Genomic DNA, 25,682 nt, shown 5'->3' on the forward strand with positions numbered 1-25,682 from the left:
AATAACGCATCCGCGTGATTGATGGAGAGTGCAGCAATGAAACGTCTCATCCCAACCTTAGTGTTCAGCGCCCTGGCAGCAAGTTTCGGCGCGCAGGCCACCACTCCGCAAGATACGCTGGTCGTGGTCAGTTCGCTGGAGGGGATTATCAGCCTCGATCCGGCCGAGAGTTTTGAAACCGTCAGCTCGGCCAACCTGGTCAATCTGTACCAGCGCCTGCTGGCACCCGATCGTGAAACGCCGGAAAAGCTGGCACCGGAACTGGCCAGCGGCTGGCAGGCGGGCGCAGATGGTCACAGCCTGATTTTTACCCTGCATGACAACCAGCGCTTTGCCTCCGGCAATCCGGTACGGCCGGAGGACGTGATCTTCTCGCTGGTGCGTGCGGTGAAACTGAACAAGGCGCCGTCGTTTATTCTCGGCGAATTCGGCTGGACGCCGGACAACGTTGAAAGCCAGTTGAAAAAACTCAACGACAACCAGTTGCAACTGAGCTGGCCGGCGAATATCGGCAGCGAACTGGCGCTGCGATTGCTGACCGCACCGGTGGCGTCGATTGTCGATGAGAAGCTGCTGAGCGAACACAGCCAGGCGGGGGATTTCGGCAATGCTTGGCTGCGTTCGAACTCCGCCGGTGCCGGCCCTTACCGGGTCAGCAACTATGTGCCGCACGAGGCGCTGTTGTTCAGCCGTAACGATTACGCCCAGCCCAAAGCGCAGTTGAAAACGGTGTTGCTGAAGAACGTCAGCGACGCCGGCACCCGCCGCTTGCTGCTGCTGAAGGGCGACGCCGACGTGGCCTATGATTTGGGGGCCGATCAGTTCAACTCGTTGCGCAATGAAAAGGGCGTGCGTATTGAGCAACATGATTCGGCAAAGGTGTATTACCTCGGCTTCAATACCGGCAACAAACAGCAGCCGGCGTTGGCTAATCCGGCGCTGTGGCAGGCGGCGCGCTGGCTGGTGGATTACCAATCCATCGCGAAAGATCTGCTGAAAGGGCAATACCGCGTTCATCAGGCTTTTCTGCCGGTCGGGCTGGACGGTGCCGTCTCGGACCAGCCGTTCAAACTTGACGTGGCAAAGGCCAGGCAGATTCTGCATGACGCCGGTATCGCTGAAGGTACGCGCATCGATTTGATCGTCATTAACCAACCGCCTTATACCGATATCGCCCAAGCGCTGCAGGCCAGCTTTGCCAAGGCCGGTTTGCAACTGGATATTCACCCGGTGGTAGAAAGCGATCTGTGGGGCAAGATGCGCGGTCGCGATTTCCAGGCGATCTTCACCTATTGGGGCGCCGACTATCTGGACCCGAACACCAACGCCAGCGCCTTTGCTTACAACGTGCCGAACGGCCCGAAAACCCTGGCCTGGCGCACCCAGTGGACGATACCGGCGCTGAGTGCGGAAACCCGTGCGGCGGCGGCAGAAGGCGATGGGGTAAAACGCGCCGCGCGCTATGCAGCCTTGCAGCATGAAGTGCAGGCCAGCTCGCCGTACGTCGTCGCGTTGCAAGGGCAAACGCTGGTGGCGCTGCGCGACAACATCAAGGGGGCCACGCTGAATATCGCCAACAGCATGCTTTATCTGGATCGCGTGAGTAAGTAACACTACGGCACGGCTTTTGCAGGATCGGCCTATTTACCGTAACGGGGATCCTGTCATGAGCCGTAATAGCGCTTTCCCGCCCAGCGCCGGCGATTTTCTGCTGGCGTCCAAACGCTGCGAAATCACCGTGCTGCAACAGCTGCTGCAGATGGGCCAGTTGGTTGGCCGGGTGAGCCAACTGATCCACGTGCTTCAGCGGGAGCGCGGCACCGTCAATATTTATCTGTGTTCACAGGGCGCGCTGTTCGGCGAACGGCTGCCCGGCAGAACGCAGGACGTGGAGCAGGCCGAACTGGCGGTGCAACGGCAATTGGCGCAGTTGGATGCCGCCACGGCACCGCTGGCCAGCGCCAGCCGCCTGTTCAGCCGCATCGCCTGTGCGTTGCACAACCTCACCGCTTTGCCCGCGCTGCGCCGGCAAGTACAGCAGCAGCAGGTCTCGCAGCCTGCGGCCATGGACACCTTCAATAACATCATTCACAGCCTGCTGGCGCTGGTATTCGAGGCGGCGGATGCCTGCGTTGAACCCGCCATGACGCGTGCGTTGATCGCCATGTTCAGCTTTATGCAAGGCAAGGAACTGGCCGGGCAAGAGCGGGCAATCGGCGCGGCCGGTTTTGCCGCCATGCATTTCAGTGAAGCCTCCCATCAGCAGTTACTGATGTTGATCGAAGGCCAGGAGCGCTGTTTTCAAACCTTCAGCGAGTTCGCCGACGAACAGTCGCTGGCCCAGTGGCGGCGCATACAGCAGCAGGATGACCGCGAGTTTGAACGCCTGCGTCGCATTGCCTGTACCCAATTGCAGTTGAGCGATCGCGCCGACACCAGCCTGCGCTGGTTCGAGATCACCAGTGCGCGCATTGACCTGATGAAACAGATAGAGGATCGGCTGGAAGAGGCGCTGATGGCCAGTTGCCGCCACAGCCTGGCCGAGGCCCAGCGCTCGCTGGAGCTGGATTATGTCGATTACGTGCCGCAACAGGCGAGAGAAAGCTACGCGGTGTTTGTGGCCACCCCGCTGGGGGCGGCGTCGCCGCTGATGGGGGACGGCATCAATCCGCGTCTGGGCCGTTCCATGATGGAGTTGATTCAGCAGCAGTCGCAGCGGTTGCAGGTGCTGTCAGAGGAGTTGGCGACGGCGCGTGCGACGCTGCATGAGCGCAAGCAAATCGAACGCGCCAAAGGGCTGCTGATCCGGCATCGCGGCTTGACCGAGGAGGACGCTCACCGGCTGCTGCTCAAGATGGCCATGAACCAAAACAAGCGGCTGATTGATATCGCCAATGCCATGCTGGCGGTGGCGGATATTTTACCGCCCACCGGGAATACTCCTTAAGGAGTATATGCACACCGTCAGTGCAGTTAATGCCTTGCCGTTGTGCAACGTACCCGTCGCCTTTCAAGCTGCAGCGTTGTTACCTGCTTGCAAGACCCATCTATGGGCCTTGCCCCTTCGGGGCCGCTGCGAGCAGCGTTCAAATCGGTTCCCGACAGATTTGTCACTCACCCCAGTGACTTAAGTAAGCGCCTGGGGATGAGCGAGCTAGGCGCCTGGCTACAACTTGAAATTCATGGGGTACATATTGGTGGGTTTAAAATGACAGATTTGGCGATTTGGCACGCAAGCTGCATTAACTAAAACGTAACCCGGCCAATGGCGGCCGGATTGCCAACAAGAATTTGGATAAAGGCGTCCTTTCAGCATGTTCACCCCAATGGTGGAATGTGCTGATGGGACGCCTTTTTTATTTTTATCGCCTGATTGAAGGACTTGCTGATGACGCACACCAAACACCCTGGGCTTGAGTTGACGCGCCGCCGCTTTTTGGCCGGCAGCGCGGCGCTGGGCGGCAGCATGTTGCTGCCTGGCCTGATGAATACGGCCTGGGCGGCAGGCTCTGACGCACCGGAGAAAAAAGAGATCCGCGTGGGCTTTATTCCGCTCACCGACTGCGCCTCGGTGGTGATGGCGGCGGTGAAAAAGTTTGACGAAAAATACGGCATCAAAATCATTCCCAGCAAAGAAGCCAGTTGGGCGGCGGTGCGCGACAAGCTGCTGTCCGGCGAGCTGGATGCGGCGCACGTGCTGTACGGCATGGTTTATGGCCTGCAATTGGGCGTAGCCGGGCCGCAGCACGACATGGCGGTGCTGATGACGCTCAACAACAACGGTCAGGCGATCACGCTTTCCAACCAGTTAAAGCAGGCCGGCGTCACCGATGCGGCCGCGCTGAAAAAACACGTCGACGCCAGCGCCAAGGGCACTTACACCTTCGCCCAAACCTTCCCGACCGGCACTCACGCCATGTGGCTCTATTACTGGCTGGCGAACGCCGGCATTCATCCGTTTGACGACGTGCGCAACGTGGTGGTGCCGCCGCCGCAGATGGTGATGAACATGAAGATCGGCAACATGAGCGGTTTCTGCGTCGGGGAGCCGTGGAACCAGCGCGCCATCGCCGAAAACATCGGTTTTACCGCCGTCACCACCCAGGAAATCTGGCCCGATCACCCGGAAAAAGTGCTGGGCACCACGGGGAACTGGGTGGCGGCCAACCCGAACAGCGCCCGCGCGCTGACCGCCGCCGTGCTGGACGCCGCACGCTGGATAGACAGCTCCGACGCCAACCGCGAGGAGACCGCCCAGGTAGTGGCGGGGCGCGCCTACATCAATACCAAACCGGAAGTGATCACCGGCCGCATGCTGGGGCAATACCAAAACGGTCTGGGCAAATCCTGGCAGGACGCTCATGCGATGCGCTTTTTCCACGATGGCGAGGTGAACTACCCGTATCTGTCTGACGGCATGTGGTTCCTGACCCAGCATCGCCGCTGGGGCCTGTTGAGCGCCGAGCCGGACTACCTGGCCGTCGCGCAAAAAATCAACCGCATCGAGATCTACAAACAGGCGGCAAGCGCGGTGGGCGGGGTGAATCTTCCCGGCAGCGACATGCGCGCCAGCACGCTGTTTGACGGTAAACGTTGGGACGGCAGCAATCCAGCGGAATACGCCAACAGTTTCTCTTTAAAGCGCTGAGGTAACCGATGAAAAATCTCGCTGAACGTATTGATATGCCAACGCCGACCTGTGCGGAAGTCGTGCCGCTGAAAATCCCGGCTGCCGCGAAGCCGCAACCCAAAGCGCGCTGGCGTTTGCCTTTGCAGAATGCTTTTCGCCGTGCGGTGCCCGCGGCGTTGGGGCTGGTGGTGACCCTGGTTGTCTGGCAGATCGCCGCGCTCAACAGCAAGGGTTTCCCGACGCCCGTGGCGACCTGGCAGGCGGCGCTGACGCTGTTTGCCGATCCGTTTTATTCCGCCGGGCCGAACGATCAGGGGATCGGCTGGAACGTACTGGCCTCGTTGCAGCGCGTAGCCACCGGTTTTGGGCTGGCGGCGTTGGTCGGTATACCGGCCGGGTTCCTGCTGGGGCGCTTTGCCTTTCTGGCGAACATGCTCAACCCGATTATTTCGCTGCTGCGCCCGGTCAGCCCGCTGGCCTGGCTGCCGATTGGCCTGCTGCTGTTCCAGCGTGCGGAACCGGCATCAACCTGGACCATTTTCATCTGCTCCATCTGGCCGATGATCCTCAACACCGCAGAAGGCGTCACGCGCATTCCGCAGGACTACCTCAACGTGGCGCGGGTGCTGAAGCTGTCTGAATGGACGGTGATGCGCAAAATCCTGTTTCCGGCAGTGTTGCCGTATGTGCTGACGGGGGTGCGTTTGTCCATCGGCATCGCCTGGCTGGTGATTGTGGCGGCGGAAATGCTGACCGGCGGCGTCGGCATCGGTTTTTGGATTTGGAATGAATGGAACAACCTCAACGTCGAAAACATCATCATCGCCATCATCGTGATCGGCGTGGTGGGGCTGCTGCTCGAGCAGGGGCTGATGTTACTGGCAAAACGTTTTAGCTATCAGAACCGTTAAGGAGTGCGCCATGAAACCGATTATTCAGGTCCAGAACGTCAGCCAGCGCTTTGCCACCCCACAGGGGGAGTTTATCGCGTTGGATCGGGTGAGTTTCGATATCCAGGCAGGAGAAACCGTCAGCCTGATCGGCCATTCCGGCTGCGGCAAGTCGACGCTGCTGAATTTGATCGCCGGGCTGACTCTGCCCAGCGACGGCGTGCTGTTGTGCGATAACCGGCAAATCACCGGGCCGGGGCCAGAACGTGGCGTGGTGTTCCAGAACCATTCGCTGCTGCCGTGGCTGACCACCTACGAAAACGTGGCCTTGGCGGTGCATCAGGTATTCCGGCGCGAAATGACGCGCGGCGAAATGCGCGAGTGGATCGAGCACAACCTGGAGCTGGTGCATATGAGCCACGCGTTGCACAAGCGGCCGCATGAAATCTCCGGCGGCATGAAACAGCGCGTCGGCATCGCCCGCGCGCTGGCGATGAAGCCCAAGGTGTTGCTGATGGACGAGCCCTTTGGCGCGCTGGATGCGCTGACCCGCGCCCATCTGCAGGATGCGGTGATGGAAATCCAGCAACGGTTGAACACCACCATTGTGCTGATCACCCATGACGTCGATGAAGCGGTGCTGCTGTCCGACCGGGTGATGATGATGACCAACGGCCCGGCGGCCACTGTCGGTGAAATTCTCGAGGTGAAGTTGCCGCGTCCGCGTTCACGGGTAGCGCTGGCGGACGACCCGGATTATCACCATTACCGTCGCCAGGTGCTGAAGTTCCTCTACGAGAAGCACGCGAAAGCGGCATGAGAGCCGAATGATGGACAAAACCCAATTGGTGGTGATTGGCAACGGCATGGCCGGGATGCGGCTGGTGGAGACGCTCTGCCGGCTGGCACCCGCGCGCTATGCCATCACGGTGATTGGCGAGGAGCCGCGCGGCAACTACAACCGCATTCTGTTGTCGCCGGTGCTGGCGGGGGAAAAGGCGTTCAGCGAGACCCTGTTGCACGATCTTGACTGGTATCACCGGCACGACGTGCGGCTGCTGGCCGGTGAACCGGCGCTGGCGGTGGATCGGCGGCACAAGCGGGTGATGACGGCCCGGCATGAGGTGCCTTATGACCTGCTGGTGCTCGCCACCGGTTCGCGTCCGCTGATGCCGCAACTGCCCGGCGTGACGCTGAACGGCATTTACGGTTTTCGCACGCTGGACGACGTTGAAGCCATGCTTGGCCGCTGCCGGCCAGGGGGGCATGCGCTGGTGGTAGGGGGCGGCGTGTTGGGGATCGAGGCGGCCGCCGCCCTGACGCAGCGCGGCATGACCGCCACCGTGGTGCACCGTGGCACACACCTGATGGAGCGGCAACTGGATGCCCGCGCCGGGCGGATGCTGCAACACAATCTGTTGCAACGCGGTATCGAATGTCGGCTGGCCTGTGAGGCCAGCCGGTTCCACGGCACAGAGCAGGTTCAGGCCGCCACGCTGAGTAATGGCGAGCGGTGCGATTGCGATCTGGTGGTGATTGCCGCCGGGGTGCGGCCCGAAATCAGCCTGGCGCAGGCCGCCGGGCTGGGCTGTGAGCGCGGCATTTTGATCGACGATCGGATGCAGACTGAAGATCCGGCGATCTTCGCCATCGGCGAATGCGCCCAGCTCGACGCCACCACCTTCGGTCTGGTCGCACCTTGCTGGCAACAGGCGGAGTTGTTGGCGCGGCGGTTGAGCGGTGAACAGGTGCCGGGCTACCGACCGGCGCCGCTGCATACCCGCCTGAAGGTCAGCGGCATCGAGATGTTCAGCGCCGGCGAAATGATCGCCGACGCGCAAACCGAGCTTCACCACGCCGAAGACCCACAGGTGCAGCATTACCGCCGCCTGCTGGTGCGCCACGGCAGATTACAGGGCGTTGTGTTGTACGGCGACGCCCAGGACAGCCCTTTTTATCTGCGGCAGCTCGGTCAGCCGGTGAATCAGCCGGAAGCCCTGCTGTTTGGCAGTAGCGAACCCGAGGCGCCGCAGGCGTCTGACGAGAGGACATCGGATATGCATAAGCCCGTTTTGCTGGTTGCCGGACACGGCATGGTCGGTCATCACTTCCTGGAACAACTGGTCGCTCGCGAACTGCATCAGCAGTATCACATCGTGGTCTTTGGCGAAGAGCCGGTGGCGGCGTATGACCGGGTCCATCTGTCGGAATTTTTCTCCGGCCGCAGCGCCGACTCGCTGTCGATGGTGGAAGCGGGTTTCTTCGAAGGTTCCGGGATTGAGCTGCGGCTGGGGCAGGCGGTTTGCGCCATCGATCGCCGGCGCAAATGCGTAATCGACGCCGAGGGGCGCGAAACGGCCTACGACCACCTGGTACTGGCGACCGGCTCTTATCCGTTTGTCCCGCCGATCCCCGGCAACGATCGCCCCGGCTGTCTGGTTTACCGCACGCTGGAGGATCTGGCGGCGATTGCCGAATGCGCCGCCAGCGCCAGCGTGGGCGTGGTGGTCGGCGGCGGTCTGTTGGGGCTGGAGGCCGCCAATGCCTTGCAGCAGCTTGGGCTGAAAACCCACGTGGTGGAGTTTGCGCCGCGCCTGATGGGGGTGCAACTGGATGACGGCGGCGCGGCGATGCTGCGTAAAAAGATTGAGGCGCTGGGCGTGAGCGTACACACCGGCAAGCAAACACAGGCGATTATCGAGGGTTCGTTACACCGTCACAGTATGAGTTTCGCCGACGGTGAAACCCTGGATGTTGATTTGATTCTGTTTTCCGCCGGTATCCGGCCGCGTGACCAGCTCGCCCGCGCCGCCGAACTGGAGGTGGGACCCCGCGGTGGCATCGTGATTGACAGCCAGTGCCGTACCAGCGATGACGCCATTTACGCCATCGGCGAATGCGCGTTATGGAACGGCCAAATTTTCGGGCTGGTGGCACCGGGGTATCAAATGGCGCGCACGCTGGCGGATCTGCTGGCCGGGCGGGAAAGCGTGTTCTGCGGCGCAGACATGAGCACCAAGCTGAAACTGCTGGGCGTCGAGGTGGCGTCGATCGGGGATGCGCACGGCCATACGCCCGGCAGCCAAAGCTACAGCTGGGTCGACGGCCCGGCGGAAGTGTATAAAAAACTGGTGGTTGATGCCGACGGCAAACGGCTGCTGGGGGCGGTATTGGTCGGCGACAGCAGCGAATACAGTACGCTGCAACAAATGATGCTCAATGACCTGCCGTTGCCCGCCGCACCGGAAAGCCTGATTCTACCGGCCTCGGCCGGCGGCGCGCCAAAAGCGCTGGGCGTATCGGCGTTACCGGCCACGGCGCAGATTTGCTCCTGTCACAACGTCAGTAAAGGCGATATCAGCTGTGCGGTGGACCAAGGCTGCGGCGATTTGGCGGCGGTGAAAGCCTGCACCAAAGCCGGCACCGGCTGTGGCGGTTGCGCCGCCCTGGTGAAACAGGTGATGGAGCACGAACTGCAGCAACGCGGCGTGGTGGTGAAAAAGGACGTTTGCGAACATTTCGCCTACTCGCGCCAGGAGCTGTATCACTTGGTGCGGGTCGGCAATATCCGCACCTTCGACGATCTGCTGTCCCGACATGGTCATGGGCACGGCTGCGAAGTTTGCAAACCGCTGGCGGGATCGATTCTGGCGTCGTGCTGGAACGAATACCTGCTCAAGCCGCAGCACCTGCCGTTGCAAGACACCAACGATCGTTTCTTCGCCAATATCCAAAAGGACGGCACCTATTCGGTGGTGCCGCGCGTGCCGGCCGGTGAAATTACCCCGGCAGGGCTGATCGCCATCGGTCAAGTTGCCCAGCGTTATCAACTGTACACCAAAATCACCGGCGGCCAGCGGGTCGACCTGTTTGGCGCACGCCTGGAGCAACTGCCGGAAATCTGGCAGCAACTGGTCGACGCCGGGTTTGAAACCGGCCATGCCTACGGCAAGTCGCTGCGTACGGTGAAATCCTGCGTCGGCTCAAGCTGGTGTCGTTATGGCGTGCAAGATTCTACCGCGCTGGCGATTGAACTGGAGCACCGTTACAAGGGATTGCGATCGCCGCACAAAATCAAGATGGCGGTTTCCGGCTGCACGCGCGAATGCGCAGAAGCGCAAAGCAAGGACGTTGGGGTGATCGCCACCGACAAAGGCTGGAATCTTTACCTGTGCGGCAACGGCGGCATGAAGCCACGGCATGCGGATTTGTTCGCCAGCGATCTCGACACCGCCACGCTGATCCGCATGGTCGATCGTTTCCTGATGTTCTATGTCCGCACCGCCGATCGCCTGCAGCGCACCAGCACCTGGATGGATAACCTCGAAGGCGGGCTGGATTACCTGCGTGAGGTGGTGCTGGAGGATAGCCTGGGCATCGCCGCCGATCTGGAGAACGACATGCAGGCGGTGGTCGGCAGCTATCAGTGCGAATGGCAGACCACGCTCGCCAGCCCGGATCGTCTTAAGCTGTTCCGCGCCTTTGTGAACAGCGATCGGCCGGACGAAGCCATCGTCTGGCAGCCGGAGCGCGGGCAGCGCCGCCCGGCGAGCGGGGAGGAACGCGGGCAGGTTATCGACGTGCAACCGGCCTCGGCCGCAGGCGATCAATGGCTGGATGTCTGCGCGTTGGCGGACATTCCCGTCAATGCCGGCATTGCCGCACGTCTGGGGCAGCGGCAGATTGCGCTGTTCCATCTGCCGGGCAGCGGCGTTTATGCGCTGGCGAATCAGGAGCCGGACAGCGACGCCAACGTGCTGGCGCGCGGGTTGCTGGGGGACGTAGCCGGTGTGCCTGTGGTGATCTCCCCGTTGTACAAGCAGCGTTTCCGCCTGAGCGACGGCAGCTGTGTGGATAACGCGCAATCTGGTGTTACCGCCTGGCCGGTACGGGTGACGGCGGGCAGAGTCTGGGTGTGCAGCCAACCGCTGGCGGTGCAGGCCGCCATGCCGGAAGCGACGGGCGCTGCATCATGACCGCCGCACACTGCACCACCTGTCCTTACTGCGGCGTTGGCTGCGGCGTCGCCGTCGAAAAGCGCAGCGACGGCGCGGTGGCGGTCAGCGGCGATGTCGCCCACCCGGCAAATCAGGGGCGGCTGTGCGTGAAAGGCAGCGCGTTGGGAGAAACCCTGGATTTGGCGGGCCGCTTGCTGCAACCGCAGGTTGACGGCCAAACGGTGGGCTGGGACGAAGCGCTGGAGCAGGTGGCGCTGCGTTTTAGCCGCGTGATCGAGCAGCATGGCCCGCAGGCGGTGGCGTTTTACGCTTCCGGCCAGTTGCTGACCGAGGACTATTACGTCGCCAATAAGCTGATGAAGGGTTTTATCGGCGCGGCCAATATCGACACCAACTCCCGGCTGTGCATGGCATCGGCGGTGGTGGGTTACAAGCGGGCGTTCGGTGGCGATGCGGTGCCTTGTTGTTATGAGGACATCGAACAGGCGGATCTGGTGATCCTGACCGGTTCCAATACCGCCTGGGCGCACCCGGTGGTGTATCAGCGGCTGGTGAAGGCGCGTCAGCAGCGGCCGCAGATGCGCGTGGTGGTGATTGATCCGCGAGAGACGGCGACCTGCGATATTGCCGATCTTCACCTGCCGCTGCGCCCTGGCAGCGACGCCGCTCTGTTTACCGGAGCGCTGCGCTGGCTGGCGCAGCACGACGGCCTGGATAACGCCTTTTTGCATCAGCATGCCAACGGCGTGGAGGAAACGCTGGTGGCGGTGGCCGACTGGGCACCGGAACGGGTAGCGGATTTTTGCGAACTGCCGCTCAGCGCCGTACTGGCCTTTTTCGCCTTGCTGAAAACATCGCGCGACTGGGTGACCCTCTATTCCATGGGTATCAACCAGTCTTCAAGCGGTGCGGATAAATGCAATGCAATCATCAATCTGCACCTGGCGGGCGGGCGCATTGGCCGGCCGGGCAGCGGCCCGTTTTCCATTACCGGCCAGCCGAATGCGATGGGCGGGCGTGAAGTGGGCGGGCTGGCTAATCAGTTGGCGGCGCATATGGGGTTCAGCGACGAGGATACCGACCGGGTGCAGCGTTTCTGGCAGTCGCCGGGCATTGCCAGGCAACCCGGCCTGAACGCGGTCGAACTGTTCCAGGCGATGGCCGCCGGGCAGGTGAAGGCGGTGTGGATCATGGGCACCAACCCGGCGGTATCGCTGCCGGATGCGGACGCGGTGCGACAGGCGTTGAAACAGTGCCCGCTGGTGGTGGTGTCGGAAGTGATGGCGGTGACCGATACCGCAGAATTGGCTCACATCCGCCTGCCGGCGCTGGCTTGGGGCGAAAAAGAGGGCAGTGTCACCAACTCCGAACGCTGCATATCCCGCCAGCGCGCGTTTTTGCCACCGCCGGGAGAGGCGCGGGCCGACTGGTGGATCCTCAGCCAGGTGGCTCGGCGCATGGGCTATGGGGCGGCGTTCGGCTACCGGCACCCTTCGGAGATTTTCAGTGAGCACGCCGCGTTGTCAGGGTTTGAGAATAATGGAACGCGCGCGTTCGATATCAGCCTGCTGGCGCAGGGGGATCGGGAGCAGTGGTCGCGTATGGCACCGGTGCAGTGGCCGGTCAATACCCAGCACCCTGGCGGGTGTCGGCGTCTGTTCAGCGATGGCCGCTTTTTCCATGCGGACGGCAAAGCGCAACTGCTGCCGGTGACGCCGCGTCTGCCGCAAAATGCGGTATCGCCGCGTTACCCGATGGTGCTGAACACCGGCCGTATCCGCGATCAGTGGCACACCATGACACGCACCGGCAAAGCGGCGCGCCTGATGCGCCATCTCAGCGAGCCGTTTTGTGAAATGCACCCGCAGGATGCTGCGGCGTTGGGCATTGGCGATAACGCCCTGGTGCGGCTGAGTTCACCCCACGGCTGGATGCTGGCGCGGGCCCAGTGTCATCCGGGGCAGCGGCGCGGCAGCGTATTCGCGCCTATGCACTGGAATGGTCAGTTTACCGCTCAGGGCCGGGTCGACAGTCTGATCCCGCCGGTGGTCGATGCTCATTCCGGCCAGCCGGAAAGCAAACATGCGCCGGTACGGGTCAGCTTGTGGCCAACGAGCTGGCAGGCGGAGATCTTCTTGCGCGCCGAGGTGGCGCCGCCGGCGGGCATTTACTGGAGCCGGGTAGCGCAGGACGGCCTGACCCACTACATCATGGCCGGGCAACGGCCGGTCGAAGACTGGCAGGACTGGTTGCGGCGACACTTCCCCTTGGCGGGGCTGACGCTGCAAACCGCGCAGCTGGCTCAGCGCGGTTTGCACGTCATTGGTTGGCGTCAGAACGAGGTGCAACTGGCGTTTTATGTTCGCCAACAGGCTCCGATGCTCGATCGACCGGCAATTCTGAGCGCTTTTGCACAACCGCCGGTCGGCGGAGCGCAGCGCTTGGCGTTGTTAGCGGGGCGAGGGGCTGCGGGGCAGACGGCGGGCGGGGCGACGATTTGCAGCTGCTTCGGCGTGGGCGAGAACCGCATTATTGCGGCGATTAAGGCGGGCTGCCACAGCGCCAGTGAACTGGGCGATCGTCTGCAATGCGGCACCAACTGCGGCTCTTGTTTGCCGGAACTGAAAAAGTTGATTCAACAGCATGCGGCCCAACGGGTGGCATAGCGGAGGTGATGCAATGAAGGCACTTGAAATGCTGATGTTGGCTGGGGATCGTCGCCAGCCGGTGCGCCGGGGCGAAGTGTGGTTGGTCGGTGCCGGGCCGGGGGATGCCGAGCTGCTGACGTTGAAGGCGCTGCGGGTTCTCCAGCAGGCGGACGTGGTGGTGTTTGATCGCCTGGTTTCCCCGGCGGTGATGGCGCTGCTGCCTGCGGAGGCGTTGCGTATCGACGTGGGTAAATCCCTGCGCTGCCACACTTTGGCGCAGTCGGAGATCGAACAACTGCTGGTAGAGCTGGCGCAGGCCGGCAATCGGGTGGTGCGGTTGAAGGGTGGTGACCCTTTTATTTTTGGTCGTGGCGGCGAGGAGATGGCCTGGTTGCAGCATCATGGCGTGGCCTGCCACGTGGTGCCGGGCATTACCGCCGCCAGTGGCTGTGCGGCGGCAAGCGGTATTCCGTTAACCCATCGGGATTACGCGCAGTCGGTGCGTTTTATTACCGGCCATTGCCGTAACGGCGAGGTGGATCTGGACTGGCCGGGATTGGTCAGTTCGGGGCAGACGCTGGTGTTTTATATGGGGCTGGCCTTGAGTGAAACCATCGCCGCACAGTTGTTGCGCCATGGTATGGCGGCGGAGATGCCGTTGGCGATCATTGAACGCGGCACCCAGCCGCAGCAGCGGGTATTGATCGGCACCTTGGGCGAACTGCCGGCGATCATAGCCCGACAGCGGCCGGTTTCGCCCAGCCTGCTGGTGATCGGTGAGGTGGTCAGCCTGTACCGCGCTGCGGCGGTGACCGCAGAGATCCCGGCAGAGGCGTTGACGGCCTGAGCGGCTATTGGCCGAAGCGGCCGATAATGCCCGCGCCGCCCTTGGCGTGGCCTTGCAGTTTTTCCAGGAGTTGTTCGCGCGTCAAGCCCGGGCCAAGTGCATGGGGCGGGAGATCGGTGGCGATCAACACGAAAGTATAGTGGTGCAACCCTGATCCGGTCGGGGGGCAAGGGCCGTGATAAACCGCAGTACCCGGCGAGTTTTTGCCGCCAACAAAGCCTTTGCCCAGGGTGAGATCGCCCTCGGTGAAGCCGCTGGCCGAGACGGGAATGCCGTAGGCCACCAAATGGCTGACGCCAAGGCCGCTGCGCCCTTCGGGATCGGACAGCAGCAGCGCGAAACTTTGGGTGCCTGCCGGTGGGTTGGCCCAGTTCAGCGGAGGTGAAACGTTATCGCCGGTGCAACTGGCATTGCCCGGTGTCGCGCCGGCATATTTTTGCGCCAGCATTCCGCCATCCTGAAACGCCGGCGAGGTGAGGGTGAAGGTGCCGGCCGCCTGCGCCGCGAATGACAGTGACCCCGTCAGTAACGCCGCGCCGAGCGCGAGTGCGGATAAACCATGACCGATCATATAACCCCCGTATTGATTTAGGCAAAACCCCGTTTTGGCTTAGCCAAAGGATAGCGGTGCAGGTGAAGAGTCGCCATAACAGCCGTACCGACAGTGGGCTATAACAGCGGTAAAATGGCCCTGTGCCAATTTACCGCCAGAGTGAAATAAGGTGAAATTTAGCGTTATACCCCGTTGAACTGCGCTATTCCCTTGCCGGCCGTCGACAGCAGCAACGGCCAGGCCGCCGTCGCCAGATATAGGCCGAACGGCAGCGGAGTTTGCCGGCCGGGTTTACGCATCAGGCCGGCAATGGCCACCGCGCAGAGTCCCGTCGCCGCCGCACCGGTGACCAACATCGGCAGGGCGGGCCAGCCGACCCAGGCGCCTAATGCCGCCAACAGTTTAAAATCCCCTTGCCCAATGCCATCCCGTTGATGTCGGCGGCGATAGCCCGCGTTGAGTAGCCACAGCGACAGATAACCGACGACGGCCCCTGACACCGCCTCCGCCAGCGAAGTGAAATAGCCTTGCTGGTTCACCAGCAGCCCGGCCCATAGCAGCGGCAGTGTCAGGCGATCCGGCAACAAGCGGTGCCGCCAATCGATAAACGCCAACGCGATCAATACCGCCGCCACCGGCAGCAACACCACGCGGTGCAGGAGCGGCATGCCGAAAGGCAATGCCGCCAGCCCGGCGCAAAGGGCAGCCCCCATCACCCAGCGCGCCTGCTTTGGCGAGGGCCCCGGCAGGCTTGCCGATACGCAGTGAATCAACCGCGTAGCGATGGCTGCAGCAAGCAGCAGGGCCGGGATAAACAGGCAGCGATGCCAGAGATCGTGTTGCGCGTCATCGAGCATAAAACGTCCTTACCGAGCTGAAATCAGCGTTCAACATAGCGGCAAAATACGGTTGATTGGGAAAAATGACGCCATCAATGATTGGCATTGCGAGCCTGGCCGCAAAGCATTGTTCAGCTAACAGAGGGATAGCAAAAAATTGCGTATTGCTACGCATAATCAAGACGTTATTGGTCCCGCTGATTTCCGTCTGAAGTTTTTTTCGGCAAAATTTTAGGTGAAATAAAGTGAATTCACTCCTTTTGGCGGCTCGGAACCGGGTAATTTTATGGCCTGATGCCATCGCCTCCGTGGAGGTGGTGGTTTTGTTACGTTGTCACATGAATAACTGAGGTTTATCCGATGGTTTCTCATCACAAATCCACTAGGCTTGGGTATTCATGATGCGTTTTGGCGCTGGGCCCTTGAAAGGGGATAAATGCCCTGTGTCAGAGTGTGCGAAGGTTGAGTTGTCTGCCGCCTGGAGTGGCCGCAGCAAAAAAAGGATTGATGCGCCTTGCTCTCCGGATGAGGGGATGGCGACAAAGTAATGACTGACGTTAGACAAAAAACACGCTGCAGAGTGAAAAAAGCCGTTCATTTTCTCCCTCGCCTGACCGGCAGTTTACCGGCGGCGCTGCTGGTGTGGCTACTTGCCTGGTTTTGCGGCGCGTTGCCCGCCCAGGCTGAATCCCCGCCGGCACCCGATTCCCTCGCTCATTCGTCGGGCAATGATTTACCCGAGCTTGGCGGCAACGCCCAGGACGACGCTGCGCGTGAGAAAGAGTGGGCCACCATGGCGAAACAGCTGGGTGAGCGTAATTTGAATAACGTTTCCGGCCAGCAGGTGCGTACCCGCGCCGAGAACTATGTGTTGGGTCAGGCAAACGACGTCTTGCAGCAGCAAGCGCAGGAGCTGTTATCGCCGCTGGGCACCGCCAAACTGTCGCTGGCGGTGTCCAATCAGGGGGATTTTGCCGGCAGCAGCGGCCAACTGTTCAGCCCGCTGTATGACGTCAACGGCTTGCTGACTTACAGCCAGCTCGGTCTTTTGCAGCAAAACGACGGTTCGCTGGGCAACCTGGGGATTGGGCAACGCTGGGTCGCCGGGGATTGGCTGCTGGGATATAACACGGTGCTCGACAGCGATTTTGAGCGCCGGCACAACCGTGCCAGCGTGGGCGCCGAAGCCTGGGGCGATTTCCTGCGTTTTTCCGCCAATTATTACTATCCGTTGTCGGCGCTGGCGCAGCAGAAAAATGACGCGGTGTTCCTCAGCCGACCGGCGAACGGTTATGACATTACCACTCAAGGCTACCTGCCATTCTACCGCCAGATTGGCGGTTCTCTCAGCTATGAGCAGTACTGGGGGGAGAATGTCGATCTGTTCGGCAGCGGTAAAAAGCAAAGCGATCCGCGTGCCATGCAGTTTGGGGTGAATTACACGCCGGTGCCGCTGGTGACGGTGAAAGCGTTGCACAAGATGGGCGAAGGCGGGGTGAGCCAGGATCAGATCGAACTGGCGCTGAGTTACCGGCTTGGTGTTCCCCTGGTGAAACAGATATCGCCAGAGTACGTTGCGCAGGCCAAGTCGCTGCGCGGTAGCCGCTATGACAATATCGAACGCAAAAATGTCCCGGTGTTGGCGTTCCGACAACGCAAAACGCTGCAGGTGTTTTTGGCTACGCCGCCGTGGAGCCTGAAGGAAGGGGAAACGTTGCCGCTGGTGCTTGAAATCAAAGCGGCCAACAAAATAGCCCGCGTCAGTTGGCAGGGGGATACCCAGGCTCTGAGCCTGACGCCGCCGCAAAACGGTAACGATCCGCACGGCTGGAGCCTGATTGTGCCTGAGTGGGATGCCTCTCCGGGCGCAAGCAACAGTTACTCTTTATCGGTTACGCTGGAAGACGATAAACACCAGTTAGTGACATCCAACTGGATCCAGCTGCAAGTGACGCCGCCCCTGACGCTGTCTTCCGGCACCGACGAGGGGTTGCCGCCGGCGAAAACCTTGCAAACGCCGGCGATACCGGCGCAGACCGGGCCACTGAACGGCGAGGATTAACCGTTTTTCCCCTGCAATACCCAGACGGCGGCTTCAACGCGCGATTTCAGCTTCATTTTTTTCAGCAGGTGTTTGACGTGCACCTTGACGGTACTCTCGGTGATCGTCAGCCTGCGGGCGATCATTTTGTTAGGCAGGCCCTGGGCGATCAGTTTCAGAATATCGCGCTCACGCGGCGTCAGTTGCTGGATATCGCGTTCGGCGCTGGGGCGGTTCTCACGCAGGCTGGCGGCCAGGACCGGCGTCAGGGCTTCGCTTAATACCATCTGGCCCGCAGCTGCCTGATGCATGGCCTTCAGCAGATCCTCCGGCTCCATGTCTTTCAGCAGGTAGCCGTCGGCGCCGCGTTTCAGAGCACTGACCACATCATCTTCGTGATTTGAGACGCTAAACACCACGATGCGGCCCGATAGCGCGGTCATGCGCAGGCGATCCAGCGTCTCCAGACCGTTGATGCCCGGCATGTTCAGGTCGAGCAGGATCAGATCAGGATCGTGCTCTTCGGCCAGCGCGACGCCCTGTTCGCCATTGCCGGCTTCGGCAATCACCTGCAGGCGTGGGTCCATAGCGATCAGCTGCTTTACGCCATTACGCAGCATCGGATGGTCATCAATCAGTAAAATGGTGGCAGCGGTTTCAGTCGTCATGGTTTCTCTCATTAATCGATGGCGTGGTTGTCCGGTTTGAATACCACCCGGACTTCAGTGCCGCCGCCGCTGCAGGGTAAAATCTCGCAGTGGCCGTGCAGGCTTTTGGCGCGATCGCGCATAATTATCAGGCCATAGTGATCGGGGCGGGCGGTCTCTTCCGGCAGCCCGCGTCCGTTATCGCAGACGCTCAGGGTAACTTCGCCTCGTCGATTGACCACCTGGATGCTTACCCGGCTGGCCTGGGCATGTTTATTTATGTTGCTTAAGGCTTCGCGGGCAATCTGCAACAGGTGAATAGCCTGATAAGAAGGCACCGTGCGTGGCGTCAACTGGTAATCGAGATCGATGGCAACGCCGAGCCGCTGGCTAAATTCCTGTACCGTTGACTGCAGCGCCGCCAGCAGCCCCGGTTCGGTCAGACGCAGGCGGAACGTGGTCAACAGCTCGCGCAATTGGCGGTAAGCGATGTTCAGTTCTTCACGCATTTGTCGCACCAGCGCCAGGTTGGCGGGTGAGAGCTCCGCGCCCTGCATTTGCAGGCAACCGGTCTGCATTTTCAGGCACGACAGCGACTGAGCAATGGAGTCATGCAACTCACGCGCAATCGCTGCGCGTTCTTCCATCAACATTAGCTGTTGCTGATGATCGACCTGGCGTTCAATCGCCAACACGCTGGTCAGTTGTTCTACCAACGTGTTAACCAACTGGCGATGATCGTCATTTAGCGGCTGTTGCGGTAGGTGCTGCGCGACGATCACCCCGTAATCCCCCAGTTTGTCGCTTAAACTCCAGCTCAGGGAAGGGTGATGGGCGTGTTGTTGGCCATCGTCGTTCAGGCAGGCGCTGCAGACCGGGTTGGTGCAGTATTCCGGCCGTAGCGGCAGGTTGCCGCTCAATTGTACGAATTGTTCCTGACTGTTGTTCTCGTACAGGCGAACCTGAATGGCCCGCAGCGGCGTCAGGCTTTGCAGTTGATTGAGTATCGGCGTCAGGCGGCTGCACAGCGGCTCATTGCCGTGCAACTGGCGGCTGGCTTTATAGAGGAAGCTCAGCACCTGGTTTTTTTGTTGCAGGTCGGTGGTTTTTTCCGCCACCCGCTGCTCCAGCCCGCTGTACATGGCGGCAAGTTCGTCGGACATGGTGTTTAACGCGCCGCCGAGCGAGGCCATTTCATCCTGGTGGCCGCGTTGGGCAAAACGCCGGCTGAAATCGCCACGGCCCGCCGACAGCGCCATCGCCACCAGTTGCCGCCACGGATGCAGCAGGCGACGGCGCAGGTAACAGATGGTACCGACCAACAAGAACAGTGTCAGCGCGATAAATACCGCCTGTACCAGCGTTACCATCAACAGCCGCCGTTCGGTTTGGCGGTCAATGTCGGACACCAGCTTATCCAGCAGGGTGACGAAATGCGCGACCTGCGGCGCAGCCTCGTCCGGGTGCCGAGCCTGACGCAACTGCGGCAGCAGGGTTAGCTGCCAATAATCATGCAGCGTCTGAAATTGTTCAGTCATCTCCTCTTGTTCCAGCGAACGTTGAAGATCGGGGCTGTCTTGATCCTGATCCAGTTCGCGGACCAGCGCTTCGCTGCGAGCATCCAGCGGAACCTGCGACAGCAGGCGATAACTCTGCATACGCAACGAGCCGGCCTTATTGATGGCATGCGCGTTGCCCTGAATGCTCTGCGACATCCAGGCGGAAATGCCCATTCCGGCGATGCCCAATATGCCTAGCAGTATCATCAGCATGGCCACCTGATTAACGATGGAAAGTGGAGCTAACAGGCGTTTCATGTTGCTTGGATCCCCGGAGGTAGAGTGTGGCGACGGCTGGAAACCAGAGGGCGAAAGCAGGCGGTGCCAGCGAAGGCGGTAACGATTTGGCGTTATTTTTCACCATAGTTGCAGGCAACCCCATACCTCTAACGAAGTAACCCTTAGTTTCCACGCGCCGCTACAGGCGGGCAGCAGTGGTGCGGCGTTAATTTCAACCAATTGATTTATAGTTATATTTTCTGGAGTAACCCCTTACTCATAAAGGGATGTCGGTGTGTTTCCCGCGCATGACTACCTGCACTCCGATTGATTTACATCAACTTTGACCTGGGGGCCGCCACCTAGGGTGTGCGGAGTTATCACCCTGTCTCTGAGGTTTTTATGTCGCAATCTGCAATGTCATCATCAAAAAAAACAGGTGCGGTTATTCAGAACTGGCAACCTGAGGACACCGAGTTCTGGCAACAGCGTGGTCAGGCGATTGCCAGTCGCAACCTGTGGATTTCCGTTCCTTGCCTGTTATTGGCCTTCTGCGTCTGGATGCTGTTCAGTGCGGTTGCGGTCAATCTGAACAAGGTCGGTTTCAATTTCACTACCGACCAGCTTTTTTTGCTCACCGCGTTGCCTTCCGTTTCGGGCGCCATCCTGCGCGTGCCTTATTCGTTCGTGATCCCGATGTTCGGCGGCCGCCGCTGGACGGCAATCAGCACCTGTTTACTGCTGGTCCCCTGCCTGTGGCTGGGGTTTGCGGTTCAGGATACCTCTACGGCCTATGGCGTTTTTGTCATCATCTCTCTGCTGTGCGGCTTCGCCGGCGCCAACTTTGCCTCCAGCATGGCCAACATCAGTTTCTTCTTTCCAAAGGCCAGGCAGGGCGGCGCATTAGGCTTGAACGGCGGGTTGGGCAATCTGGGCGTCAGCGTGATGCAATTGGTGGCCCCGTTGGCGATCTCCATCGCCATGTTCGGCGTTTTTGGCGGCACGGGTCAGGTTCAGCCGGACGGCAGTCAACTGTGGCTGGAGAACGCCGCGTGGATCTGGGTGCCATTCCTGTTGATCGCCACGCTGGCGGCCTGGTTCGGCATGAACGACCTGGCGGCTTCGAAGGCCTCGCTCAGACAACAGCTGCCGGTGCTCAAGCGCGGCCATCTGTGGATGCTGAGCCTGCTGTATCTTGCCACTTTCGGATCCTTCATCGGTTTTTCCGCCGGTTTCGCCATGTTGTCGAAGACGCAGTTTCCGGACGTGGTGATCCTGCATTATGCCTTCTTCGGCCCGTTCCTCGGCGCCCTGGCACGGCCGGTTGGCGGTGCGCTTTCCGATCGGTTTGGCGGTATTCGCGTTACGCTGATTAACTTTGTGTTGATGGCGGTGTTTGCCGCACTGTTGTTCCTGACCTTACCGGGGGCTGGGCATACGGGGTCCTTTATTGCGTTTTACGGCGTCTTTATGCTGCTGTTTCTTACCGCCGGTTTGGGCAGCGGCTCGACCTTCCAGATGATCGCCGTGATCTTCCGTAAAATTACCCTCGAGCGCGTTAAGGCTCGAGGCGGGAGCGACGAAAGCGCACAGCGCGAAGCGGTAACCGATTCCGCAGCCGCTCTGGGGTTTATCTCGGCGATTGGCGCCATCGGCGGTTTCTTTATTCCGAAAGCATTTGGCACTTCTCTGGCGCTGACCGGTTCTCCGGCGGGCGCGATGAAAATTTTCCTGGTGTTTTACCTGTTGTGCGTGGTGATTACCTGGGCTGTGTACGGTCGTAAAAAAACGGCCTGATGCGATTTGTTCCTCCCCGAAAGGGGAGGGACTGTTTCTTTTACTCTCCGCGTAGTTTGTTTTTCCGCAGTGAAATTCCCCGCCTTTAGGTAATATTCTTATTTCCCCATGCTGAATTTCTCTTTTTTTATAGGTGCATCTCTCACTTCATGTTTTTCAATGAAGAATACTCCACAATATTATTGTTAGCGTGATTTTCATTTTCTTGTCGGAATTTTTACAGAAATAAAGCATGCTGGTGACATAGCCTGTTATGGTGAGTGACAGAGATCTTCATTATTTGAAGGTTGTGTAGCCAAATTGAAAATATGTCTTTGTATTTGGTGCTTTGTTTCGTGAAGTGATTAAATCAGATAACTCTCATTCTGTTTTCGCTGGCTTTTTGTAGGCTATCTGGCAATCGGATTAGGTGGAAAAACAGGTGATACTTGCAGGTTTTCGGGTGAATTTCACAATTTCACTTAACCAACAAAGTTATAACATATACGGGCTTTTTGTTTTAAATCAGTCTGTTGGCTGATTTTTATTGCCGGTAAACATGAAAAGAAACCATGTTACCAACAGGGAAAAAGAGAACATTCTGAGAATCGGATCTTTGGTATTCGAGGTGATGTAAAAAATGAAATCAGCGAATTTTTATAAAAATAAACATCCAATGAATACAACCTGTTGAGTTTACATTTAATTTCTTGAACATTTTTTCATATTTCTATACAAAGTGTGCAGGACAGGCACGTTAAGGAAATTAAAAGTGAATCTTGATAAAAGAATAAAGATTAGGAATCTAGATGTTCTGACACCTTCCCGGGAAAAATTTCGCCTGCGTTGGAAGGAGTATCAGATACTTTCACTTCTGGTCGCCAGATCCCCTGAACTGGTTAGTCGTACGGAAATTATAGAAAATATATGGAAAGGAACTTATTGTTCAGATTCGACGATAAATCAAACAATTAAATCAATTCGTCAGAAAATAGGTGATGTTGAACATACGCTTATCAGAACGATTCCACGCCTGGGCTATAAGGTGGAAAACAAGGCCGCTTTTCACTTTATATCGGAGGAGGATGAATATGGTGTTGATGAAATATGGAAAGTTTCTGGGAATATTAACGAAGATTTTCAAGCGGAAATATCTGAAAGTGGAAATCAAGACGATGAAATTAGCGCCGAGAAAATAGACACGCATGAGGAAGCGATTACGAGTTCCGGGCCACCTGTTGCTGTGGTATCCGTACCGCTGAAAAATACAACAATAAGAAATAAAATGACTGCATCGGCGGGTTTTTTCTCCGTTCCTGCCGTCAGAGTGGTGAAGTACCTGTCGGTGTTTGTCTCACTGCTGATTATTTCACATTTTTCCTATGTGCTGGGGAACCAAACTCGTCCACCGATTATCAATGATATACAAAACAACACCCGCGTGGTGCTTACCCTGACGTTGAACAACCCCCAATCTAACGGCCCGCAAACGCTGCTTTGCCTTTATCAGGGCGAAAGCCTGGAGCAGGCGACCATCGAGTGCATCGATCCCAAACAGGGGAAGTTTAAACAGCCGGTGAAATACGAAATTTCAGAGGCCAAAGGTAAAGGTAAGATTAATCTTATTCTGCCGAATAAAACCATTCAATATCAGGTTGCTTACGAAGTTAAAAATTAGTCTACACCGACATTTCATCTTTCCCCATAATTTTACATTCGGCAAATATTGTTATTTCATTATTTGTTATTTGAAAGCTTGGGCCGATTTGTCCAGTCTGGTTTCCATGATCTAACGCGTATTAAGCGTCTCGCCTCAATTCTGCGGTGGGAATTAATGGAAAACTTGGCTGAGTGACAAATATGGATAAGCGTAAAGTAGCTATCATCGGGGGTTCCGGTTTTATCGGAACGCGTTTGGTTAAGCGCCTGAGTGCGCGTAGCGATCTGATTTTGACGATTGTAGACAAGAAACAAAGCGAACATTTTCCGGAGCTCTATCAGTTTGGCGATGTAACCCAGCCGCAGACCTTGCTGCAGCCACTGGCGGGGTGTGATGCCGTGATTAATCTTGCGGCAGAGCATCAGGATAATGTCGATCCGATCTCGCTGTATTATCAGGTTAATGTCGAGGGGGCGCGTAATGTTTGCATGACGGCCTCTTCGCTGAACATCAGGCAGATTATCTTTACCTCATCCGTGGCGGTCTACGGGTTCGTTACCCAGGAAACCGGCGAAGAAGGGCGTTTTGAACCTTTTAACCATTACGGTAAATCCAAGCTGGAAGCGGAGTATGTCTACGAAGCCTGGCGCAAGGCCGACGGTGACAATAAGTTGACCATTATCCGTCCGACCGTGGTATTCGGCGAAAATAATCGCGGCAACGTTTATAACCTGTTCCGTCAGATCGCCAGCGGCCGTTTCGTAATGATTGGCAGCGGCAATAATATGAAATCCATGGCTTATGTCGAGAATATTGCAGCCAGGCTGGAGTATGCGCTGGATCAGCAGGCCAGTTATCAGGTCAGCAATTATGTTGATAAACCGGATTTCACCATGAACCAACTGGTCGACGTTATTTCGTCCTCATTGGGCAGAGAGAACAAAACCATTCGGATTCCTTATATATTCGGGATCTGCGGCGCTGCGGCATTGGATGTGGTGAGTAAAATAAGTCACCGTAAATTCCCTATTAGCCGCGTGAGAGTACAAAAATTCTGCGCCAGAACACAATTTAAAAGCAATGTGCAAAACAATTTCGAAGCGCCGGTTGAACTTAATTTGGCAATCGAAAGAACCATTAAGCATGAGTTTTCCTAGAGATATATTTCTCATGCGCTAACGCCTTTTATTTTTCGGATGAATCTGTAGTTAACAGGATGAGCTTATGCTGACTTATATCCTGGCGATGTCAATTTTGTTTTTGTTAATAGCGCATTGGGAGCTGTAACTCAAGGGCGGTAGCGTGCTTATTCGCTGGAGGAACAATGTTATATCAACTGAGCATAATATTTATTTTGGCGCTGACGCTGGTGGTTATTGCACGCCGTGCTGCGCTGGCGGTGGGATTAGTGGATAAACCCAATGCCCGCAAGCGTCATCAGGGGCATATACCGCTGGTTGGCGGAATAGCCATTTATCTCACCCTCATGCTGGTGACGTTTTGGCAACCTGAATGGTTGCCGCATAGCAATATTTACCTGTTATGCGTCACGGCGTTAGTGGTGTTGGGTGTGCTTGATGACCGTTTTGATCTGCCGGTGGCGCCGCGCGTCATCGTGCAGGGAGGGATCGCGCTGGCGATGATGCTGGCGGCAGGGATGCAACTTACTTCCTTCGGCTATTTGTGGGGGCATCAGGAGCTGATGCTGGGTTACATAGCCTTGCTGATCACGCCGCTGGCGGTCTGGGGGGCGATTAACGCCTATAACATGGTTGACGGCATCGACGGCCAGCTTGGCGCGTTGTCCTGCGTCACTTTTATCGCACTGGCGATTCTGTTTGGTCTGGCGGGGCAAGAAAAACTGGCGATGTGGTGCCTGAGCCTGATCGCGGCCTTGGCGGCCTATCTGTTGTTTAACCTCAGCATGTTCGGTCTGCGCAACAAGATTTTCATGGGCGATGCCGGCAGCATGGTGATTGGTTTTAGCGTGCTGTGGTTGCTGATCGTCGCCACCCAGGGGCAGGACGCTGTCATACGGCCAGTGACCGCGCTGTGGCTGATCGCTATCCCATTGATGGACATGGTGACGGTCATGGTGCGCCGACTGCTGCGCCGTCAGAGCCCCTTCAAGGCCGGTCGCGACCATCTGCATCACATCCTGATGCGGCGTGGTCTCAATGCGCGCCAGGCATTGGCGATGAGCTGCATGCTGGCGGTGACGCTGGCCTGCGTAGGTATCTGCAGCGAGGTCCTGCAACTGCCGGACTACCAGATGCTGGTGGCCTTTGTACTTTGCTTCTTCGGTTACTTTGTCATGTTGCATGAACCGCGTCAGGCACCGATTTTTACCGATAACCCTACCGCCGATCGTTAATCCTCCCACGGGCCGCAACGGCGGCCCGTTTTTTCACGGTA

General features: G+C 58.4%; 17 protein-coding genes. 13 read left to right on the forward strand and 4 right to left on the reverse strand.

The genetic code is table 11. From position 1 onward, the window contains the following. The first annotated feature begins 36 nt into the window (after positions 1-36). From ACUTSW_RS01180 to cobA, 8 genes are all read left to right on the forward strand, one after another. Positions 37-1,611 carry an ABC transporter substrate-binding protein gene (locus ACUTSW_RS01180; RefSeq protein ID WP_445583474.1) on the forward strand — a complete coding sequence of 525 codons (1,575 nt, stop codon included), beginning with the start codon at positions 37-39 and terminating at the stop codon, positions 1,609-1,611. Between the two features lie 55 nt (positions 1,612-1,666). After that, positions 1,667-2,947 (forward strand): nitrate regulatory protein, encoded by a 1,281-nt coding sequence (locus ACUTSW_RS01185; protein ID WP_062871154.1) that lies wholly within the window; start codon positions 1,667-1,669, stop codon positions 2,945-2,947. A gap of 441 nt (positions 2,948-3,388) precedes the next feature. After that, positions 3,389-4,648: a CmpA/NrtA family ABC transporter substrate-binding protein gene (locus ACUTSW_RS01190; RefSeq protein ID WP_062871153.1), complete on the forward strand. Its 1,260-nt coding sequence runs from the start codon at positions 3,389-3,391 to the stop codon at positions 4,646-4,648. Between the two features lie 8 nt (positions 4,649-4,656). Continuing rightward, positions 4,657-5,541, forward strand: a complete 885-nt coding sequence (ntrB, locus tag ACUTSW_RS01195) for a nitrate ABC transporter permease (protein WP_445583475.1) — start codon at positions 4,657-4,659, stop codon at positions 5,539-5,541. A gap of 10 nt (positions 5,542-5,551) precedes the next feature. Further along, complete coding sequence (locus ACUTSW_RS01200) at positions 5,552-6,340, forward strand: ABC transporter ATP-binding protein (RefSeq protein ID WP_006326063.1); 789 nt, start codon at positions 5,552-5,554, stop codon at positions 6,338-6,340. Positions 6,341-6,350: 10 nt separating this feature from the next. After that, the gene (gene nirB / locus ACUTSW_RS01205) at positions 6,351-10,496 is read left to right on the forward strand and encodes a nitrite reductase large subunit NirB (protein WP_445584433.1); all 4,146 of its coding nucleotides are present in this window, start codon (positions 6,351-6,353) and stop codon (positions 10,494-10,496) included. Continuing rightward, a complete protein-coding gene (locus ACUTSW_RS01210; RefSeq protein WP_445584434.1) occupies positions 10,493-13,144 on the forward strand; it encodes a nitrate reductase in 2,652 nt (883 codons plus the stop codon). The genes nirB and ACUTSW_RS01210 overlap by 4 nt, the downstream gene beginning before the upstream one ends. Before the next feature lie 13 nt (positions 13,145-13,157). Next, on the forward strand, positions 13,158-13,973 hold the full coding sequence (gene cobA / locus ACUTSW_RS01215) for a uroporphyrinogen-III C-methyltransferase (RefSeq protein ID WP_445583476.1): 816 nt from the start codon (positions 13,158-13,160) through the stop codon (positions 13,971-13,973). Positions 13,974-13,977: 4 nt separating this feature from the next. Here cobA and ACUTSW_RS01220 read toward each other — a convergent pair whose 3' ends face one another. Further along, entirely contained in the window at positions 13,978-14,544 is a 567-nt protein-coding gene (locus ACUTSW_RS01220) for a YbhB/YbcL family Raf kinase inhibitor-like protein (protein WP_445583477.1), read from the reverse strand. 164 nt (positions 14,545-14,708) lie between these two features. Next, entirely contained in the window at positions 14,709-15,383 is a 675-nt protein-coding gene (locus tag ACUTSW_RS01225) for a prepilin peptidase (protein WP_445583478.1), read from the reverse strand. A gap of 529 nt (positions 15,384-15,912) precedes the next feature. Between ACUTSW_RS01225 and ACUTSW_RS01230 the strand changes: the two genes are divergently transcribed. Then, positions 15,913-17,427, forward strand: coding sequence for a YchO/YchP family invasin (locus ACUTSW_RS01230; protein WP_445583479.1), 1,515 nt, complete (start codon positions 15,913-15,915; stop codon positions 17,425-17,427). Here ACUTSW_RS01230 and narL read toward each other — a convergent pair. Both narL and narX read right to left on the reverse strand, forming a co-directional pair. Continuing rightward, on the reverse strand, positions 17,424-18,074 hold the full coding sequence (gene narL / locus ACUTSW_RS01235) for a two-component system response regulator NarL (protein ID WP_006326049.1): 651 nt from the start codon (positions 18,072-18,074) through the stop codon (positions 17,424-17,426). The genes ACUTSW_RS01230 and narL overlap by 4 nt on opposite strands. Positions 18,075-18,085: 11 nt before the next feature. Continuing rightward, positions 18,086-19,870, reverse strand: a complete 1,785-nt coding sequence (narX, locus tag ACUTSW_RS01240; RefSeq protein ID WP_445583480.1) for a nitrate/nitrite two-component system sensor histidine kinase NarX — start codon at positions 19,868-19,870, stop codon at positions 18,086-18,088. Positions 19,871-20,233: 363 nt separating this feature from the next. On the opposite strand from narX, the gene ACUTSW_RS01245 reads away from it, so the two are divergent. From ACUTSW_RS01245 to wecA, 4 genes are all read left to right on the forward strand, one after another. Continuing rightward, positions 20,234-21,628 carry a NarK family nitrate/nitrite MFS transporter gene (locus ACUTSW_RS01245; RefSeq protein WP_062792539.1) on the forward strand — a complete coding sequence of 465 codons (1,395 nt, stop codon included), beginning with the start codon at positions 20,234-20,236 and terminating at the stop codon, positions 21,626-21,628. Between the two features lie 751 nt (positions 21,629-22,379). Next, positions 22,380-23,285 (forward strand): winged helix-turn-helix domain-containing protein, encoded by a 906-nt coding sequence (locus ACUTSW_RS01250; protein ID WP_445583481.1) that lies wholly within the window; start codon positions 22,380-22,382, stop codon positions 23,283-23,285. Between the two features lie 182 nt (positions 23,286-23,467). Beyond that, positions 23,468-24,424: an NAD-dependent epimerase/dehydratase family protein gene (locus ACUTSW_RS01255; RefSeq protein WP_004945832.1), complete on the forward strand. Its 957-nt coding sequence runs from the start codon at positions 23,468-23,470 to the stop codon at positions 24,422-24,424. A gap of 167 nt (positions 24,425-24,591) precedes the next feature. Then, a complete protein-coding gene (gene wecA / locus ACUTSW_RS01260; protein WP_445583482.1) occupies positions 24,592-25,641 on the forward strand; it encodes a UDP-N-acetylglucosamine--undecaprenyl-phosphate N-acetylglucosaminephosphotransferase in 1,050 nt (349 codons plus the stop codon). Positions 25,642-25,682 lie beyond the last annotated feature (41 nt).

It is taken from the genome of Serratia sp. TSA_198.1 (assembly GCF_052686505.1).

Coding starts and splice junctions, on each gene's coding strand:
- ACUTSW_RS01180 (WP_445583474.1), top strand. CDS start 37: ATGAAACGTCTCATCCCAACCTTAGTGTTCAGCGCCCTGGCAGCAAGT.
- ACUTSW_RS01185 (WP_062871154.1), top strand. CDS start 1,667: ATGAGCCGTAATAGCGCTTTCCCGCCCAGCGCCGGCGATTTTCTGCTG.
- ACUTSW_RS01190 (WP_062871153.1), top strand. CDS start 3,389: ATGACGCACACCAAACACCCTGGGCTTGAGTTGACGCGCCGCCGCTTT.
- ntrB (WP_445583475.1), top strand. CDS start 4,657: ATGAAAAATCTCGCTGAACGTATTGATATGCCAACGCCGACCTGTGCG.
- ACUTSW_RS01200 (WP_006326063.1), top strand. CDS start 5,552: ATGAAACCGATTATTCAGGTCCAGAACGTCAGCCAGCGCTTTGCCACC.
- nirB (WP_445584433.1), top strand. CDS start 6,351: ATGGACAAAACCCAATTGGTGGTGATTGGCAACGGCATGGCCGGGATG.
- ACUTSW_RS01210 (WP_445584434.1), top strand. CDS start 10,493: ATGACCGCCGCACACTGCACCACCTGTCCTTACTGCGGCGTTGGCTGC.
- cobA (WP_445583476.1), top strand. CDS start 13,158: ATGAAGGCACTTGAAATGCTGATGTTGGCTGGGGATCGTCGCCAGCCG.
- ACUTSW_RS01220 (WP_445583477.1), bottom strand. CDS start 14,544: ATGATCGGTCATGGTTTATCCGCACTCGCGCTCGGCGCGGCGTTACTG.
- ACUTSW_RS01225 (WP_445583478.1), bottom strand. CDS start 15,383: ATGCTCGATGACGCGCAACACGATCTCTGGCATCGCTGCCTGTTTATC.
- ACUTSW_RS01230 (WP_445583479.1), top strand. CDS start 15,913: ATGACTGACGTTAGACAAAAAACACGCTGCAGAGTGAAAAAAGCCGTT.
- narL (WP_006326049.1), bottom strand. CDS start 18,074: ATGACGACTGAAACCGCTGCCACCATTTTACTGATTGATGACCATCCG.
- narX (WP_445583480.1), bottom strand. CDS start 19,870: ATGAAACGCCTGTTAGCTCCACTTTCCATCGTTAATCAGGTGGCCATG.
- ACUTSW_RS01245 (WP_062792539.1), top strand. CDS start 20,234: ATGTCGCAATCTGCAATGTCATCATCAAAAAAAACAGGTGCGGTTATT.
- ACUTSW_RS01255 (WP_004945832.1), top strand. CDS start 23,468: ATGGATAAGCGTAAAGTAGCTATCATCGGGGGTTCCGGTTTTATCGGA.
- wecA (WP_445583482.1), top strand. CDS start 24,592: ATGTTATATCAACTGAGCATAATATTTATTTTGGCGCTGACGCTGGTG.